Source organism: Kitasatospora sp. NBC_00240 (genome assembly GCF_026342405.1).
Classification (GTDB): Bacteria; Actinomycetota; Actinomycetes; order Streptomycetales; family Streptomycetaceae; genus Kitasatospora.
The window spans coordinates 1,880,760-1,898,496 of record NZ_JAPEMU010000001.1 but is presented as its reverse complement, the minus strand read 5'-3'; the positions used below and the strand labels follow the sequence as shown (position 1 = coordinate 1,898,496).

Annotated in this window: 15 protein-coding genes; 12 read left to right on the top strand and 3 right to left on the bottom strand. The window is 73.0% G+C overall.

Annotation, left to right across the window (positions count from 1 at the left end):
* The first annotated feature begins 35 nt into the window (after window positions 1-35).
* The 4 genes from OG689_RS07910 (at window position 36) to OG689_RS07895 (ending at window position 4,417) form a co-directional block, all read left to right on the top strand.
* Window positions 36-743: an MBL fold metallo-hydrolase gene (locus OG689_RS07910; protein ID WP_266318930.1), complete on the top strand. Its 708-nt coding sequence runs from the start codon at window positions 36-38 to the stop codon at window positions 741-743.
* An 11-nt stretch (window positions 744-754) separates the two neighbouring features.
* Complete coding sequence (gene hisS / locus OG689_RS07905) at window positions 755-2,017, top strand: histidine--tRNA ligase (protein WP_266318929.1); 1,263 nt, start codon at window positions 755-757, stop codon at window positions 2,015-2,017.
* A complete protein-coding gene (aspS, locus tag OG689_RS07900; RefSeq protein ID WP_266318927.1) occupies window positions 2,014-3,810 on the top strand; it encodes an aspartate--tRNA ligase in 1,797 nt (598 codons plus the stop codon). Before hisS ends, aspS begins: the two co-directional genes overlap by 4 nt.
* A 100-nt stretch (window positions 3,811-3,910) precedes the next feature.
* Window positions 3,911-4,417, top strand: a complete 507-nt coding sequence (locus tag OG689_RS07895; RefSeq protein ID WP_266318926.1) for a GNAT family N-acetyltransferase — start codon at window positions 3,911-3,913, stop codon at window positions 4,415-4,417.
* Here the strand turns inward: OG689_RS07895 and OG689_RS07890 are convergent.
* Window positions 4,390-5,346 carry a LysR family transcriptional regulator gene (locus tag OG689_RS07890; RefSeq protein ID WP_266318924.1) on the bottom strand — a complete coding sequence of 319 codons (957 nt, stop codon included), beginning with the start codon at window positions 5,344-5,346 and terminating at the stop codon, window positions 4,390-4,392. The genes OG689_RS07895 and OG689_RS07890 overlap by 28 nt on opposite strands.
* A 408-nt stretch (window positions 5,347-5,754) precedes the next feature.
* Here OG689_RS07890 and ppk2 point away from each other — a divergent pair, with 408 nt between their 5' ends.
* The 3 genes from ppk2 (at window position 5,755) to rpsD (ending at window position 9,066) form a co-directional block, all read left to right on the top strand.
* Window positions 5,755-6,567, top strand: a complete 813-nt coding sequence (gene ppk2 / locus OG689_RS07885; RefSeq protein WP_266326952.1) for a polyphosphate kinase 2 — start codon at window positions 5,755-5,757, stop codon at window positions 6,565-6,567.
* A gap of 62 nt (window positions 6,568-6,629) precedes the next feature.
* Window positions 6,630-8,141: a replication-associated recombination protein A gene (locus tag OG689_RS07880; RefSeq protein ID WP_266318922.1), complete on the top strand. Its 1,512-nt coding sequence runs from the start codon at window positions 6,630-6,632 to the stop codon at window positions 8,139-8,141.
* A gap of 310 nt (window positions 8,142-8,451) precedes the next feature.
* Complete coding sequence (gene rpsD / locus OG689_RS07875; protein WP_266318921.1) at window positions 8,452-9,066, top strand: 30S ribosomal protein S4; 615 nt, start codon at window positions 8,452-8,454, stop codon at window positions 9,064-9,066.
* Between the two features lie 127 nt (window positions 9,067-9,193).
* Here the strand turns inward: rpsD and OG689_RS07870 are convergent, their stop codons facing one another.
* Window positions 9,194-9,523 (bottom strand): tetratricopeptide repeat protein, encoded by a 330-nt coding sequence (locus tag OG689_RS07870; RefSeq protein WP_266326950.1) that lies wholly within the window; start codon window positions 9,521-9,523, stop codon window positions 9,194-9,196.
* Window positions 9,524-9,669: 146 nt separating this feature from the next.
* Window positions 9,670-11,919, bottom strand: a complete 2,250-nt coding sequence (locus tag OG689_RS07865) for a regulator (protein ID WP_266318920.1) — start codon at window positions 11,917-11,919, stop codon at window positions 9,670-9,672.
* A 357-nt stretch (window positions 11,920-12,276) separates the two neighbouring features.
* Between OG689_RS07865 and OG689_RS07860 the strand changes: the two genes are divergently transcribed.
* The 5 genes from OG689_RS07860 (at window position 12,277) to mltG (ending at window position 17,680) form a co-directional block, all read left to right on the top strand.
* Window positions 12,277-12,753, top strand: coding sequence for a DUF948 domain-containing protein (locus OG689_RS07860; protein ID WP_266318918.1), 477 nt, complete (start codon window positions 12,277-12,279; stop codon window positions 12,751-12,753).
* Window positions 12,754-12,757: 4 nt separating this feature from the next.
* Window positions 12,758-13,177, top strand: a complete 420-nt coding sequence (locus OG689_RS07855) for a DUF6167 family protein (RefSeq protein ID WP_266318917.1) — start codon at window positions 12,758-12,760, stop codon at window positions 13,175-13,177.
* Window positions 13,177-15,846, top strand: coding sequence for an alanine--tRNA ligase (alaS, locus tag OG689_RS07850; RefSeq protein ID WP_266318916.1), 2,670 nt, complete (start codon window positions 13,177-13,179; stop codon window positions 15,844-15,846). The genes OG689_RS07855 and alaS overlap by 1 nt, the downstream gene beginning before the upstream one ends.
* Window positions 15,846-16,367, top strand: coding sequence for a Holliday junction resolvase RuvX (gene ruvX / locus OG689_RS07845; protein ID WP_266318914.1), 522 nt, complete (start codon window positions 15,846-15,848; stop codon window positions 16,365-16,367). Before alaS ends, ruvX begins: the two co-directional genes overlap by 1 nt.
* Window positions 16,368-16,489: 122 nt before the next feature.
* Window positions 16,490-17,680, top strand: coding sequence for an endolytic transglycosylase MltG (gene mltG, locus OG689_RS07840; RefSeq protein WP_266318913.1), 1,191 nt, complete (start codon window positions 16,490-16,492; stop codon window positions 17,678-17,680).
* Window positions 17,681-17,737 lie beyond the last annotated feature (57 nt).

Genomic DNA, 17,737 nt, shown 5'->3' with positions numbered 1-17,737 from the left:
CCCACCCGACCGACGGACGACCACAGAGGACTCGCGTGTTCATCGCCGGATTCCCCGCGGGAGCCTGGGGCACCAACTGCTACCTGGTCGCGCCCGCTCCCGGTGAGGAGTGCGTGATCGTCGACCCGGGCCACGAGGCCACCCAGGGCGTCGAGGACCTGATCCGCGAGCACCGGCTGAAGCCGGTCGCGGTCGTCCTCACCCACGGGCACATCGACCACGTCGCCTCCGTCGTGCCGATCTGCGGCGCCCGCGGCGTCCCGGCCTGGATCCACCCCGAGGACCGCTACATGCTGGCGGACCCGGAGCGGGCGCTCGGCCGTTCGCTCGGGAAGCAGCTGATGGGCTCCCTCACGGTCGGCGAGCCCGACGACGTCCGCGAGCTCAAGGACGGCAGCGTCCTGGACCTGGCCGGGCTGCAGCTCACCGTCGACCACGCCCCGGGCCATACCAAGGGGTCGGTGACCTTCAGGACACCGGCAGCGGCGGACCTCCCTCCGGTGCTGTTCTCGGGCGACCTGCTCTTCGCCGGCTCCATCGGGCGCACGGACCTCCCAGGCGGCGACAGTGACGCGATCATGCGGTCGCTGGCCCGGGTCTGCCTGCCCCTCGACGACGCCACCGTGGTCCTCTCCGGCCACAGCACCCAGACCACCATCGGCCGCGAGCGCGCCACCAACCCCTACCTCCAGCAGGCAGCCGGTGCGCAGGGCGCACCCGGCTTCCCGCGACGAGGAATGTGACGGAAGAGAAGTTGAGCACCTTCACCGCCCCCAAGGGCACCTACGACCTGCTGCCGCCGAGCTCCGCGACCTACCTGGCGATCCGCGAGCGCCTCTCCGCGCCGCTGCGCCGGGCCGGCTACGGCTACATCGAGACCCCGGTCTTTGAGGACGTCAAGCTCTTCTCCCGCGGTGTCGGCGAGTCCACCGACATCGTCAACAAGGAGATGTACACCCTCACCACCAAGGGCGGCGACGAGCTCGCGCTGCGCCCCGAGGGCACCGCCTCCGTCGTCCGGGCCGCCCTCCAGGCCAACCTGCACAAGCTCGGCAACCTGCCGGTCAAGCTCTGGTACTCCGGCTCCTTCTACCGCTACGAGCGGGCCCAGAAGGGCCGCTACCGCCAGTTCGCCCAGATCGGCGCCGAGGCGATCGGCACCGAGGACCCGGCGCTCGACGCCGAGGTGATCATCCTCGCCGACGACGCCTTCCGCTCGCTCGGCCTGCGCAACTACTCGCTGCTGCTCAACAGCCTCGGCGACAAGCAGTGCCGCCCGGTCTACCGTGCCGCCCTGGTCGCGTTCCTGGACGGCCTGGACCTGGACGAGGACACCCGCCGCCGCGCCGCGATCAACCCGCTGCGCGTGCTGGACGACAAGCGCGAGAGCGTGCAGGCCCAGCTGACCGAAGCGCCCAAGCTGCGCGACTTCCTCTGCGAGGACTGCAAGGCGTACGACGAGCAGGTCCGCGAGCTGCTCACCGCCGCCGGCGTCGCCTTCGTCGACGACCCCAAGCTGGTCCGCGGCCTGGACTACTACACCCGCACCACCTTCGAGTTCGTGCACAACGGCCTCGGCGCCCAGTCCGCGATCGGCGGCGGCGGCCGCTACGACGGCCTGTCCGAGATGCTCGGCGGCCCCGCGCTGCCGTCCGTCGGCTGGGGCCTGGGCGTGGACCGCACCTTCCTGGCGATGGAGGCCGAGGGCATCGTCCTCGACCTGCCCGCCACCACCTCCGTCTACGCCGTCGCGCTCGGCGAGGAGGCCAAGAACGTCCTGTTCGCCAAGGTGGTCGAGCTGCGCCGGGCCGGCGTCGCCACCGACCTGGCGTTCGGGGTCAAGGGCATCAAGAACGCCATGAAGTCCGCCGACCGCTCCGGCGCCCGCTGGGCCCTGGTCGCGGGCGACCGCGACCTCGCCGAAGGCGTCGTCCAGCTCAAGGACATGACCACCGGCGAGCAGAACCCCGTCGCCCTGGACGCACTCGTCACCACCCTGAAGGAGAAGCAGCAGTGATCCGCACGCACGACGCGGGCACGCTCCGCGCGGAGCACGCCGGCACCACCATCACCCTGGCCGGCTGGGTCGCCCGCCGCCGCGACCACGGCGGCGTCGCCTTCATCGATCTGCGCGATGCCTCCGGCACCGTGCAGATCGTGGTGCGCGACCTGGACTCCGTCCACGGCCTGCGCGCCGAGTACTGCGTCAAGGTCACCGGCGACGTCCGGGTCCGCCCCGAGGGCAACGAGAACACCGAGATCGCCACCGGGGCCGTCGAGGTCGTCGTCAGCGAGATCGAGGTGCTCTCCGAGGCCGCCCCGCTGCCCTTCCCGGTCGCCGAGTACGAGCCGGGCACGGTCAACGAGGAGGTCCGCCTCCGGTACCGCTACCTGGACCTGCGCCGCGAGGGCCCGGCCCGCGCGCTGCGCCTGCGCTCCAAGGTCAACCACGTCATCCGCACGGTGATGGAGGAGAACGGCTTCCTCGACATCGAGACGCCGTACCTCACCCGCTCCACCCCCGAGGGCGCCCGCGACTTCCTCGTCCCGGTCCGCCTGCAGCCGGGCCACTGGTACGCCCTGCCGCAGTCGCCGCAGCTGTTCAAGCAGCTGCTGATGGTGGCCGGGATGGAGAAGTACTACCAGATCGCCCGCTGCTTCCGGGACGAGGACTTCCGCGCCGACCGGCAGCCGGAGTTCACCCAGCTGGACATCGAGGCCTCCTTCGTCGACCAGGAGGACATCCTGGCCCTCGGCGAGAAGACCGTCGCGGCGATCTGGCGCGAGGTGCACGGCTACGAGATCCCGAACCCGCTGCCCCGGATGACCTACGCGGACGCGATGAACCGCTACGGCTCCGACAAGCCGGACGTCCGCTTCGGCCAGGAACTCACCGACCTCACCGAGTACTTCAAGGGCACCGAGTTCCGGGTCTTCCAGGCCCCGTACGTCGGCGCGGTCGTCATGCCCGGCGGTGCCTCGCAGCCGCGCAAGCAGCTCGACGCCTGGCAGGACTGGGCCAAGGCGCGCGGCGCCCGCGGTCTCGCGTACGTCGTCATCGACGCCGAGACCGGCGAGCTGCGCGGCCCGGTCGCCAAGAACCTCAAGGAGGAGCACCTGGCCGGCCTCGCCGCCGCCGCCGGGGCGAAGAACGGTGACGCGATCTTCTTCGCGGCCGGCAAGAAGACCGCCTCGCAGGAGCTGCTCGGCGCGGCCCGCCTGGAGATCGGCCGCCGCTGCGACCTGATCGACGAGTCGCAGTGGGCCTTCCTCTGGGTGGTCGACTTCCCGATGTTCGAGCCGATCGAGGACGACAAGGGGCAGTTCCAGGGCTGGCACGCCGTCCACCACCCCTTCACCGCGCCGACCGCCGAGTCGCTGGCCACCTTCGACACCGACCCGGGCAGCGCACTCTCCAACGCCTACGACCTGGTGCTGAACGGCTCGGAGCTGGGCGGCGGTTCGATCCGTATCCACCAGCGCGACGTGCAGAAGCGGGCGTTCGACGCGATCGGCCTCTCCGAGGAGGAGGCGCAGTCGCAGTTCGGCTTCCTGCTGGACGCCTTCAACTACGGCCCGCCGCCGCACGGCGGGGTCGCCTTCGGCCTGGACCGCATCGTCACGCTGCTGGGCGGGTACGACACCATCCGGGACGTCATCGCGTTCCCGAAGACGTCCACCGGCGGTGACCCGCTGACCGGAGCCCCCACGGCGATCACCCCGGCGCAGCGCCGCGAGGCGGGCGTCGACGCGCAGCCCAAGGTTCGTGAAGAGGCGAAGCCCAAGGGCGAGACCGAGCAGCAGGCCTGACGCCCGGTCTGGTATACCTTCACGGCCCCGGACCGGACGCTGACGACGCGTCCGGTCCGGGGCCGGTCCACAATGGCGTGCGACACCGAAGGAGCGGGGAATGACCCTGCGTACGAGAGTTGAGACCCCTGAGGACGCCCCGGCCACCCGGCGGGTCCACATGGCGGCCTTTCCCGGGCCGGACGAGGCGGACCTGGTCGACGCGTTGCGCCGTGACCCGGCCTGGCTGCCGGAACTGTCCGTGGTGGCGGTCGACAAGGGCGGACTCGTCATCGGGCACGCGCTGCTGACCCGGCTCCGGGTCGGCGACGGGGACGGACTGGCGCTGGCCCCGGTCGCGGTGGCGCCCGAGTGGCAGCGCAAGGGCGTCGGTGAGCTGGTCGTGCGGGCCGCGCTGACCGCCGCCGACGAGGCGGGGGAGCGGGTGGTGGTGGTGCTGGGCGACCCGGACTACTACGGCCGGTTCGGCTTCGCCCCGGCCGTCGAGCACGACCTGTCCGGCCCGTTCGAGGTGCCGGACAGCTACTTCCAGGCGCTCACCCTCTCCGCCTACGACGGCGGTCCGAGCGGACTCTGTTGTTACCCGGAGCCCTTCGAGTCGGTCTGAGCCCGACCGTCCTGAGCCCCGGCGGCGGCCGGGTCGCCGATCTCCACCGTCGCGCGGCAGCTGCGGATGAAGGCGGTCATCGCCGGGGTGCACGGCCGCTCCCGGGGCCAGTACAGCCCGACCTGCCCCGGGCCGAGCCCCCGGACCGGCCGGTACACCACGCCGGGCCGGGTACTCAGCCGGCTGATCGTCTCCGGCGCGATGCCGATGCCCTGGCCGCAGGCCACCGCGGCCAGCCACTCGTCCGCGTTGTGCGCGACGGCGCCGATCCGGGCCGGACGCCCGCCGCGTTCCTGCGCCCCCAGCCAGTAGTCCCGCCAGTGCCCGGCCTCCGCGGGCATCGCCACGAACGGCTCCTCCAGCAGCTCGGCGAAGTCGATCAGGCTCTCCCCGGCCAGCCGGTGGCCGGCCGCCAGGGCGATGCACCGCCGGTCCGTCCCCAGCAGGCTGGTCGCGTAGCGCTCCGCCATCCACGGCGGCGCGTGCCACAGTGCGAGGTCCACCTCGCCGGCGGTGAGCCCGGCCGCCGGGTCGAACCAGCTGTTCTGCCGGATCTCGACCTGCCAGCCCGGCATCCTGGTGGTGAAGTCGGTCACGGTCTGCCGGCTGATCAGATTGATCGTGCCGCCCTCGAAGCCCACCCGGAGCTTGGCCCCGCCCTGCGCCGCCGCGTCCCGGGTGGCCCGCAGCGCGTCGTCCCAGGAGCCGAGCAGCTCGGCGGCGTGCGCGGCCAGCGCGTTGCCGGCCGCCGTCGGGGTCATCCCGGCCCGTGAACGCCGGAACAGCTCCGCGCCCACCCGCTCCTCCAACTGCCGGATCTGCTTGGTGAGCGCCGGCTGGGACACCCGCAGCCGCGCCGCCGCGGCGGTGAGCTGGCCCTCCTCGCAGACCACCGCGAAGGAGCGCAGCAGACGGGTGTCGATGTCCATGCCGCCAGGTTATGGAACGAGGAATTGGACCCGTCGGGCGGGTCTGGGCCAAAGTTGGCCAGCCGGACGGGGGACGGCGGCCGGGGGGGGGATCCCGGGCCGTCTGCCGGCTGCTCGGCGCGCCGTGGGGGGCTTGCGCCGGGCGAACGGGGGCGGTGGCGTTGGGAGTCGGACGGGGGCCGGTTTCCAACGCCCGGTCCCGCCCCGCCGGCGGGGCCGCAGCCCGCCGCCGGCCCGCCCGGCCGTCAGGTTCCGGCCGCGACGCCCGGCCGGTGCCCGCGCCACGCCGTCAGCACCGGCCAAGACCTGCGCCCGCCCCTGATCCGGCCTAGCGTGAGTGCTCATCGGCACCTCCCGGACCTCGCCGGGCGGGACTTCGTGCGGGACTTCGTGCGGGAGGGCACCCAGATGGCAGGCAAGGCCGGAACCGAACGCCTCGCGAAGAAGCCCTACGAGCGGGAGCTGCTGCGGCTGCAGGGCGAGCTGGTGAAGCTCCAGGAGTGGGTGCGCGCCGAGGGGGCCAGGCTGGTGGTCGTCTTCGAGGGCCGCGACGCCGCCGGCAAGGGCGGTGCGATCAAGCGGGTCACCGAGTACCTGAACCCGCGCATCGCCCGGGTCGCCGCCCTTCCCACCCCGACCGAGCGCCAGCGCACCCAGTGGTACTTCCAGCGTTACGTCGAGCACCTGCCGGCCGCCGGCGAGATCGTGCTGTTCGACCGCAGCTGGTACAACCGGGCCGGCGTGGAGAAGGTGATGGGCTTCTGCACGGAGGAGGAGTACTGGCAGTTCCTGAACCAGTGCCCGACCTTCGAGCGGATGCTCACCGAGTCGGGCATCCTGCTGCGCAAGTACTGGTTCTCGGTCAGCGACACCGAGCAGGAGCGCCGGTTCCGGGGCCGCCTGGAGGACCCGATGCGGCGCTGGAAGCTCTCCCCGATGGACACCGAGTCGATCACCCGCTGGGAGGAGTACTCCCGGGCCAAGGACGCGATGTTCGTCCACACCGACACCCCCGATTCGCCCTGGCACGTGGTGGAGAGCGACGACAAGCGCCGGGCCCGGATCAACATGATCGCCCACCTGCTGTCGGCGGTCCCGTACCGCGACGTGGTCCGGCCCGAGATCGAGCTGCCGGTCCGCCCGCCGTCCGAGGGCTACCGGCGGCCGCCGCGCGACCTGCAGAAGTACGTCCCTGACCACGCGGCCACCCTGGAGGGCTGACCGCGGGGGCGGTCGCCGGGCACCGGCGCCGGGCTGTCGGCGCCCTCGCATAGGCTGCCGGTGTGGACGAACCGGACCTCTTCACCGCAGCCGCCGAGGAACGCCAGGCCAAGGAGCCCGGGCGGGCCCCGCTCGCCGTACGGATGCGCCCGCGCACCCTGGACGAGGTCGCCGGCCAGCGGCAGCTGCTCAAGGACGGCTCACCGCTGCGCCGCCTGGTCAGCGGCTCGCGCGGCCCGGCCGCGACCAGCTCGGTGATCCTCTGGGGGCCGCCCGGGACGGGCAAGACCACCCTGGCGCACGTGATCAGCCAGGCGGTCGAGGGCCGCTTCGTCGAGCTGTCCGCGATCACCGCCGGGGTCAAGGAGGTCCGCGCCGTCATCGAGGGCGCCCGCCGGGCCGTCGGCATGAGCGGCAGGGAGACGGTGCTCTTCCTGGACGAGATCCACCGCTTCTCCAAGGCGCAGCAGGACTCGCTGCTGCCGGCCGTGGAGAACCGCTGGGTCACCCTGATCGCCGCCACCACCGAGAACCCGTACTTCTCGGTGATCTCCCCGCTGCTCTCCCGCTCGCTGCTGCTCACCCTGGAGTCGCTCACCGACGACGACGTCCGGGCGCTGCTGCACCGCGCGGTGGCCGACGAGCGCGGGCTCGGCGGCGCGCTGGAGCTGAGCCCGGAGGCCGAGGACCACCTCGTCCGGCTGGCCGGCGGGGACGCCCGGCGGGCGCTGACCACGCTGGAGGCCGCGGCGGGGGCGGCCCTGGAGAAGTCCGAGCCGACCATCACCCTGGCGACCACCGAGACCGCCGTCAACAAGGCGGCGGTGCGCTACGACAAGGACGGCGACCAGCACTACGACGTCGCCAGCGCGCTGATCAAGTCGATCCGGGGCAGCGATGTGGACGCCACCCTGCACTACCTGGCCAGGATGATCGAGGCGGGGGAGGACCCGCGGTTCATCGCCCGGCGGCTGATGATCTCCGCCAGCGAGGACATCGGCCTGGCCGACCCGACGGCCCTGCAGACGGCCGTGGCGGCCGCGCAGGCGGTGGCGCTGATCGGCTTCCCGGAGGCGCGGATCATCCTCTCCCAGGCGGCCGTCGCGCTGGCCCTGGCGCCCAAGTCGAACGCCGCCTACCTGGCGATCGACGCGGCGCTGGCCGACGTCCGGCAGGGGCTGGCCGGCGCCGTGCCGCCGCACCTGCGGGACGCGCACTACGGCGGCGCCGGAAAGCTCGGCCACGGCCAGGGGTACCAGTACCCGCACGACCTGCCGGGCGGCATCGCGGCCCAGCAGTACGCGCCGGACTCGGTGCACGGCAAGGTCTACTACCGCCCGACCCGGCACGGTGGCGAGGCCCGCTACGCCGACGTGGTCGAGTGGACCAGGAGCCGGCTGGCCGGCGCGCCGGCCGGGGCCGCCCGGGAGAAGGGGCCCCAGGAGCCGGCGGCCGGGCGGAAGAGTCCGGACGCCGCCCGGAAGGGCCCGGCGGCACCCGCCGGGGGCGCGGTCGGGGGCGGCGCGGAGCAGGCGGGCGGAGCCGGCGACGGTGCGGGGGAAAAGGGCGAGTGATCGCCGGGTATACTCGGTCGGAGTGCCATGTCCCGGGACGGCAGCAGGGGTCACCCTGATCTGACCGGCCGCACCAGCGGGGCATCGGCCCGAGGCTCCTCACGGAGCCTCCAGGAGCGTCGCGCACCGTTTCGGTGTCGCGGGCAGCCCACCACGTACGCGTCGGTGGGCCACTCGTGTGCAAGCACTTCCGTGCCCGGCTCCGGAGAGCGGCTGATCACCCTTCGGGGTGGTTTTTCTCCGGGTCGCGAGGAGCGACCTCCGTCAACACCTGGTGAAGCCGTAGTCGAAAGCAAGGAAGGTTTGGTTCATGGCGAACCAGAAGCGCCCCAAGATCAAGATTGCCCGTGCCCTGGGCATTCCGCTGACCCCGAAGTCCGTCAAGTACTTCGAGGCCCGCCCGTACCCGCCCGGCCAGCACGGCCGTGGCCGCAAGCAGAACTCGGACTACAAGGTCCGTCTGCTCGAGAAGCAGCGTCTGCGCGCCCAGTACGACCTGAGCGAGAAGCAGATGGCCCGCGCGTTCGACCGCGCGAAGAAGGCCGAGGGCAAGACCGGTGAGGCGCTCGTCGCCGACCTCGAGGTGCGCCTCGACTCGCTGGTGATGCGTTCGGGTATCGCCCGCACCATCTACCAGGCCCGCCAGATGGTCGTTCACGGCCACATCGAGGTCAACGGCGGCAAGGTCAACAAGCCGTCGTACCAGCTGAAGCCGGGCTACGTCGTGACTGTTCGCGACCGTAGCAAGGAGAAGGTCCCGTTCCAGGTCGCCCGTGAGGGTGGCTACGCGGGTGAGGGTCAGACCCCGAAGTACCTCGAGGTCAACCTCAAGGCCCTGGCCTTCCGCCTGGACCGCGCCCCGCAGCGTCGTGAGGTCCCCGTGATCTGCGACGAGCAGCTGGTCGTCGAGTACTACTCGCGCTGACCCGCGAGCGTCGGCCGCCCCGCGTGGCCGGCAGCAGGACCCGGACGAGCCCCCACCGCCTTTCGAGGCGGTGGGGGCTCGTTCTTCTGTCCGGCGACGGATCCCGCCGCCTGGCCGCCGGGCGCCGTCAGACGGCCTCGGCTCCCATCGCGGCGGCCAGCCGCAGGTGGACCCGGGCCTCGTCGGGGCGGCCCTGGCGCTGGAGGGTGCGGCCGAGCATCAGCCGGGCGTAGTCCTCGGCCGGGTCCTGCTCCAGGACGCGCCGCAGCTCGTCGGCGGCCCGGGAGAGCTGCGCGGAGTGGTAGAGGCTGCGGGCGAGCAGCAGCCGGACCGAGAGGTTGGCCGGCTCCTCGGCCAGCACGCCCTCCAGCAGGCGGGCGGCGTCGATGTACGCCTTCGCGTCGAAGTGGAACCGCGCCAGGGCGTATTCCCTGGAGCTGTCGTGGCCGGTGGTCATGACCGGGGTCGTCACGGATGTCATGGCGGGTGCTCCTCTCGTGTCGCTGTCGCCCACAGCAATGATGAAGCTTCAACTATTCCGGGCATGCGCAGGCCGCGCCCCGACCCCGCCCCGTCCTTCGCCGAGGCGCCGCTCCCGCCCGCTCACGGGTTGCGCACGGGCGAGGGCGACGGCGAGCGCGGGGACGGTCGGGGGCCCGGCAGCCGTCCCTGCCCGCCCGGCCGCTCCTCGTCCCCGAGGGCCCGGCCGACCGCCGCGTCCAGGTCCAGGACGGCGCCGAGCTCGAAGGCCTCCAGGAACTCCTGCTCGGTCAGCCCGGCCCGGGCCCGCGCCTCGCACTCCTGGTGCGCGCCGTTGAAGGTCCGCGAGCCGAAGAACGGCTTGCCCACGCCCTGCCAGATCCGGTGCGCCGCACCCTGCAGCACCCGCGCCTCGACCAGGTCGCAGTCCTCGCCGGGCCCCTCCGGCTCGGTCTCCAGCAGCGCGAGCACCTCCACCCCCAGCACGATCCCCAGCAGGTCCCGGAAGAGGTAGTTGAGCCGGACGCACTCGCGCGCGTACGCCCGCGCCAGCCGGACGTCCCCGGCCAGCCACTGCGCGTACGCCATCGCGTAGAGCCCGTAGGCGTACGCCCACTGCTCGCCGTGCTCCTCGCAGAGCTCGCGGACCCGGCCGAACCACAGCTCACCGGTCTCCGTCTCGCCCTGGAAGAGGTGCGCGACGCCCAGCTCGAACATCGCCATCAGCACGTTGCTGTTGAGCTCGCCGATGGTGTTGTAGTGCCAGAGCGCCTCCTCGAACAGCTCGGTGGCCCGGCCCGGCTCGTCACCGATCAGCGCGGCGCAGCCCTGCCGGTGCACGGCGTAGGCGAGGGCGCGGTCGTCGCCGGTCGCCAGCGCCTGGCGCCGGCACTCCTCCAGGGCCGGCGCGGCCCGGTGCAGGTCCCCCTGCAGAGTGGCCGTGTAACCGGCGACCCAGAGGGCCTTCGCCCGGGCCTCGGTCGGTTCGGGGGCGAGCGCGAGGGCGCGGTCCAGCCAGTGCCGGCCCTCGCCCAGGTGACCGCAGCCGACCCAGTAGAACCACAGGGTGCCGGCCATCAGCAGCGCGATCTGCTCCTCGCCGGGCTCGGCCAGGCAGAACTCCAGCGCCGCGCGGAGGTTGGGGTGCGCCAGCTCGGTGCGCTCGGCGGTCTCCGCCTGCCGGGGGCCGAACCACTCCACCTCGCCCCAGGTGGCCACCCCCAGGTACCAGTCCCGGTGGCGGCGCAGCAGCCGCTGCTCGTCGCCGGCGGCACGCAGCCACTGGCCGCCGTACTCGCGCAGGGTGTCGAGCATCCGGTACCGGACGGCCGGGCCGCCGGCGCTCCACCTGGCCGGCCGGCGCGGCGCACCCGGTCCGCCCGTCCGGCCGGCGGGCTCGGTCACCCGCAGCAGCACGGACTTGTTGATCAGGTCGCCGATCAGGTCGAGCATCTCGTCGGCGTCGATGCCGTCCCCGGCGCAGACGTACTCGGCGGCCTCCAGCTCGAAGCTCCCGGCGAAGACCGAGAGGCGGGCCCAGAGTAAACGTTCCTGCGCCGTGCAGAGTTCGTGACTCCAGCCGATGGTCGTCCGCAGGGTCTGATGGCGCGGCAGGGCGCCGCGCGAGCCGCCGGTGAGCAGTTTGAAGCGGTCGTCCAGCCGGGCGGCGATCTGTTCCACCGACAGCGCGCGCAACCGCCCGGCGGCCAGCTCCACCGCCAGCGGGATGCCGTCCAGGCGCCGGCAGAGCTGGGTGATCTCCGCCTCGTCGGCGGGGCCGAGGGTGAAGTGGGGCAGCACCGCCCGGGCCCGGTCCACGAACAGCTGCACCGCGTCGGGGAGCCCGGCCGGACCGGACGCCACCGGCAGCGGTGCGACCGCCAGCCGGTGCTCGCCCGCCGACTGCAGGGACTCCCGGCTGGTCGCCAGCACCCGCAGCCCCGGCAGTGCCCGCAGCAGCGTGTCCGCCAGTTCGGCGCAGGCGGCCACCAGGTGCTCGCAGCCGTCCAGCACCAGCAGCAGCCGGCGCCCGGCCAGCTGCTCGACCAGCACGTCCAGCGGCGGGCGGGCCGTCGAGTCGGTCAGCCGCAATGCCTCCAGCACGGCGTGCCCCAGCAGCAGGGCGTCCTGGACCTCGGCCACCTCGACCAGCCAGACGCCGTCCGGAAAGCTCCGGGCGACCCGGGCGGCCGCGCGGACGGCCAGCCGGCTCTTGCCGACCCCGCCCGGACCGGTCACCGTCACCAGCCGGGCCCTGGCCAGCAGTCCGGCCAGCGTCGCCAGCTCCTCCCGGCGGCCGACGAAGCTGGTGACCTCGGCCGGGAGGCCGCCGCCCGGCGCTCCCCGCCGTCTTGCTGCTGACTCGCTGGACAACCGCCGCTCCCCGTTCCGTGGTCCGCGCCCCGGCGCTCCGTGGCCGCGCTCCGTGTCCGCGTCCGGTGCCGGGCCCGCCGCACGCCCACCGGCCGGGGCGCCCGTGCGGGCCGGCGCCGACCGGCCCACCGGCCCAACGAGGTGACCGGCGGGTAGGTTACGCGCGGGTGCCTCGGACACCTGTACCGCCGGCGGCCGCCCGCGGCCCGGCCGGGTCCGCCGCCCGCCGGCCCCGCGTACGCCCGTGCCCGCAGGTGGGGCGCCGCGCGGCTGCCCGTAACCCGGTCCGGAAACCGGCCACGATCGCGATAGGGTTCCCCCTGAGGGGGAACCCGACAAGGCGAGGGAGCGCGCAAGGTGTCCGTGGGAGAGCTGGCCGGCCTGCTCGTCGCCGTGTTCTGGGCGGTGCTGGTCACCCTGCTCGCGGTCGTCCTGGTACGGCTCTCACGGGTGCTCAGGGAGGCCTCGGCGCTGGTGTCCGCCGTCACCGAGCAGGCGGTCCCGCTGCTGGTCGACGCGGGCAGCGCGGTCCGCAGCGCCAACGAGCAGTTGGCGCGGGTGGACGAGATCACCGCCAACGTGCAGGACGCCGCCGCGAACGCCAACGCCCTCTCCTCCACCGTCGCCGCCACCTTCGGCGGACCGCTGGTCAAGGTCGCGGCCTTCAGCTACGGCGTCCGCAAGGCGGTCGCCAAGCAGAACGGCACCGCGGGCCTGCCGCAGCAGCCGGGTGAGCGCGAGGCGTTGGCCAGGCTGGTCCGGGCCGAGGTGCGCGCCGCGACCGCGCCGCGCGGCGGCCTGCTCTCCAGGGTCCGGCGCGCGGTGAGGGGCTGACGGCATGGTTCGGCGCATCTTCTGGATGGCGGTCGGCGCCGGCGCCACCGTCTGGGCCATGAACAAGGCCAACGAGGCCGTCCACCGGCTCACTCCTGACAGTCTTTCGGGCACCGCCGCCCGCGGCGCGCTGCACCTGGGCGACGTGGCGAAGCGTTTCGCCGGCGACGTCCGCGCGGGCATGGCCGAGCGCGAGGAGCAACTGCGCGCCGACCTCGGCCTGGACGGCACCGCCGTGGTCGAGCCCCGCCGCCGGGCACTGCGTGGCGAGCCCGAGTACCGAGCTATCTCGGCGGCGCCCGGCAGTCCGGCCGCCGCCCTGCCTTCGCCCAGCAGTGCCCGCCCCACCCCCAGAGCCATCGAACCGACGCCCCGCCGGCCGCTTTCGCCGCGGGGCAGCACCCCGAACCGGAAGGACCAATAATGGAGTCGGCAGAGATCCGCCGCCGCTGGCTGCGCTTCTTCGAGGAGCGCGGGCACACCGTCGTTCCGTCGGCGTCCCTGGTCGCCGACGACCCCACCCTGCTGCTGGTCAACGCCGGCATGGTGCCCTTCAAGCCGTACTTCCTCGGCGAGGTGAAGCCGCAGTTCTCGCGCGCCACCAGCGTCCAGAAGTGCGTGCGCACGCTGGACATCGAGGAGGTCGGCAAGACCACCCGGCACGGCTCGTTCTTCCAGATGTGCGGCAACTTCTCCTTCGGCGACTACTTCAAGGAAGGGGCCATCAAGTTCGCGTGGGAGCTGCTCACCGGCTCCGTCGCGGACGGCGGCTACGGCCTGGAGAAGGAGAAGCTGTGGATCACCGTCTACAAGGACGACGACGAGGCCGAGCAGATCTGGCGTGACGTCATCGGCGTGCCGTCCGAGCGCATCCAGCGCCTCGGCATGAAGGACAACTTCTGGTCGATGGGCGTCCCCGGCCCCTGCGGCCCGTGCTCGGAGATCAACTACGACCGCGGCCCCGCGTACGGCGAGGAGGGCGGCCCGGCCGTCAACGGCGAGCGCTACCTGGAGATCTGGAACCTGGTCTTCATGCAGTACGAGCGCGGCCACGGCGACGGCAAGGACGGCTTCGAGATCCTCGGCGACCTGCCGAGCAAGAACATCGACACCGGCCTCGGCCTGGAGCGCCTCGCCGCGATCCTCCAGGACGTCGACAACCTCTTCGAGATCGACACCAGCCGGCTGATCCTGGACCGCGCCGCCGAGCTCACCGGCCACACCTACGGCGCCGACCACAAGTCGGACGTGTCGCTGCGCGTGGTCACCGACCACTTCCGCACCGCCGTGATGCTGATCGGCGACGGCGTCACCCCCGGCAACGAGGGCCGCGGCTACGTGCTGCGCCGCATCCTGCGCCGCGCCATCCGCAACATGCGCCTGCTCGGCGCCACCGGGCCGGTGGCCAAGGAGCTGACGGACGTCACCATCAAGGCGATGGCCCCGCAGTACTCCGAGCTGGAGGCCGACCGCAAGCGGATCGAGACCGTCGTGGTCGCCGAGGAGAACTCCTTCCTCCAGACCCTGCGCACCGGCACCAGCCTGCTGGACACCGCGGTCACCGAGACCAAGCAGTCCGGCGGCGCGGTGCTCTCCGGCGCGCAGGCGTTCAAGCTGCACGACACCTACGGGTTCCCGATCGACCTGACCCTGGAGATGGCCGAGGAGCAGGGCCTGCAGGTCGACGAGGCGGGCTTCCGCCGGCTGATGCAGGAGCAGAAGGACGCGGCCAAGGCCGACGCCCGGGCCAAGAAGATGGGCCACGCCGACGTCGTCGCGTACCGCGAGGTCGCCGACAAGGCCGGTGCCTCGGTCTTCACCGGCTACACCGCCACCGAGGGCGAGGCCACCGTGGTGGGCCTGCTGGTCGGCGGTGTCCCGGCGCCGGCCGCCACCGAGGGCGACGAGGTCGAGATCATCCTCGACCGCACCCCGTTCTACGCCGAGGGCGGCGGCCAGCTCGCCGACCACGGCCGGATCCGGCTGGAGTCCGGCGCGGTCGTCGAGATCCGCGACGTGCAGCAGCCGGTGCCCGGGGTGACCGTGCACTCCGGCGGGGTGCTGTTCGGCGAGGTCGTGCTCGGTGCCTCGGCGTACGCCAGCATCGACGTGGACCGCCGCCGGGCCGTCTCCCGCGCCCACTCGGCCACCCACCTGACCCACCAGGCGCTGCGCGACGCGCTCGGCCCGACGGCCGCCCAGGCCGGCTCCGAGAACGCGCCGGGCCGGTTCCGCTTCGACTTCGGCTCGCCCGCCGCCGTGCCCGGCAGCGTGCTGACCGACGTCGAGCAGAAGATCAACGAGGTGCTGGTCCGCGAGCTGGACGTCACCGCCGAGGTCATGACGATGGACCAGGCCCGCAAGGCCGGCGCCATCGCGATGTTCGGCGAGAAGTACGGCGACGCCGTCCGGGTCGTCACCATCGGCGACTTCTCCAAGGAGCTGTGCGGCGGCACGCACGTCGGCAACACCGCCCAGCTGGGCCTGGTGAAGCTGCTCGGCGAGTCCTCGATCGGCTCCGGCGTGCGCCGGGTCGAGGCGCTGGTCGGCGTGGACGCGTACAAGTTCCTGGCCCGTGAGCACACCGTGGTCGCCCAGCTCACCGAGCTGGTCAAGGGCCGCCCGGAGGAGCTGCCGGAGAAGATCTCCGGGATGCTCGCCAAGCTCAAGGACGCCGAGAAGGAGATCGAGCGGTTCCGCGCCGAGAAGGTGCTGGCCGCCGCCTCCGGCCTGGCCGACGCCGCCGAGGACGTCCGGGGTGTCGCCCTGGTCGCCGCCCGGGTCAGCGACGGCGTGGGCGCGGACGAGCTGCGCAAGCTGGTGCTGGACGTCCGCAACCGGCTGGGTTCGCGCCCGGCCGTGGTCGCGGCCTTCACCGTGGCGAACGGCCGCCCGCTGACCGTGATCGCCACCAACGAGGACGCCCGCGCCCGCGGCGTCAAGGCCGGCGAGCTGGTCCGCACCGCCGCCAAGACCCTCGGCGGCGGCGGTGGCGGCAAGGACGACGTCGCCCAGGGCGGCGGCACCGACCCGGCCGCCGTGGACGCGGCCGTCGCCGCGGTCCGCGCCCTGGTCGCGGAGCGCGCCTCCTGATGAACGACCGCTACCGGGACGTTTCGCACGAGGGTGAGCCGCAGCCGGCCGAGCGCCCGGTTTGGCGCCGCGGCCGGCGGATCGCCGTGGACGTCGGTGACGCCCGGATCGGGGTCGCGTCCTGCGACCCCGACGGGATGATCGCCACGCCCGTGGAGACCGTCCCGGCCGGCGGGCGCTCGCAGGCCAGGCTCCTCGCCATCGCGGAGGAGTACGACGCGATCGAGGTGATCGTCGGCCTGCCGCGCTCGCTGAGCGGCAAGGAGGGCCCGGCGGCCGCCAAGGTCCGGCTGTACGCCGGGCAGCTGGCGGTGAAGCTCGCGCCGGTGCCGGTCCGGCTGGTGGACGAGCGGATGTCCACCGTCACGGCGACGCACGGGCTGCGCGCGTCGGGTGTGAAGGCGAAGAAGGGCCGTTCGGTGGTCGACCAGGCCGCCGCCGTGGTGATCCTGCAAAGTGCCCTGGAGGCCGAACGGGTGAGCGGCAGACCACCTGGTGAGAGCGTCGAACCGGTCATCTGATCGGCTTGGACTAGCGTCCCTGACGAGGGGCCCGTGCGGACGCGTCCGCACGGGCCCCTCGACCTTTCCCCGCACGTACGGGCGCCTCCAGGCTCGTCCGGGACAGCCGAGGGGGCACCGCCATGACCGACCAGGACTTCACCCCCGGGCTCACCCCGGGCCACCTCGGGGCGCCCCCGAGCGAGCCGGAGGGCCGCCCGCCGGGCCAGGGGCCCCTGCACGAGCCGCCGGACCCGGAACGGCTGCGCACCCGCCTCGCCTGCGCGCTGACCGCGCTGGCCCTGGTCGTGCTGATCGGCGGGGCGGGCCTGACCGGCTACTCGTGGTGGCAGGGCGAGCGCAAGCACCCGACCGCCGACTACGCCGGCAGCGGCACCGGCGTGGTCGAGGTCTCCGTCCCGCAGGGTGCCGGCCTGATCCAGATCGCCGGCACGCTGGTCCGCAAGGGAGTGGTGGCCAGCTCGCAGGCCTTCACCAAGGCCGCGGCCGGCAGCGGGTCGGCGGCCGGGCGGATCCAGGCGGGCACCTACACCCTGCGCCTGCGGATGTCGGCGGCCTCGGCGCTGGCCGTCCTGATCGACCCGGCGAACGCCAACGGCCTGACCATCCCGGAGGGCTGGCGCGGCACCCAGGTGTTCGCGGCGATCGACCAGAAGCTCAAACTGCCGAAGGGCACCACCGAGCGCGCCGCGCAGGAGCAGGCCGCCGAGCTGGGCCTGCCGGAGGTCACCAACGGCCGGCTGGAGGGCTATCTCTTCCCCGCGACCTACAGCGTCACCGGCGAGACCACGCCGATCGACCTGCTCAAGCAGATGGTCCAGCAGGCCGGCAAGGACTTCGCCAACGAGGACGTCGAGACGGTCGCGGCCACCCTGGGTCAGACCCCGTACGCGGTGCTGACGGTCGCCAGCCTCGTCCAGGGCGAGGCGGACAACTCCGAGGACATGGCCAAGGTCGCCCGGGTGATCTACAACCGGCTGGCCCAGAAGATGCCGCTGCAGCTCGACTCGACCATCAACTACGCCCTCGGGCGCAGCACCCTGGACACCACCGTCACCGACACCAAGCTCGATTCCCCCTACAACACCTACCTGCACCAGGGACTGCCGCCGACCCCGATCTCCAACCCGGGGCGGCAGGCGATCCGGGCCGCCGCGGAGCCCGCTGCCGGAGACTGGCTCTACTTCGTGACGGTCAAGCCGGGCGACACCCGGTTCACCGACAGTCTTGAGCAACACGGCCGGAACGTAGCGGAGTTCAACGCGCTGCGAGCGGCCCAGGGCAGTCCCTCGGCGGGCGCGGACAAGCACTGACGGGGCCCGCCGGGAGCCGATCGGTGTCCTGCGGTACGGTAACGTCTCCCTTCAGGC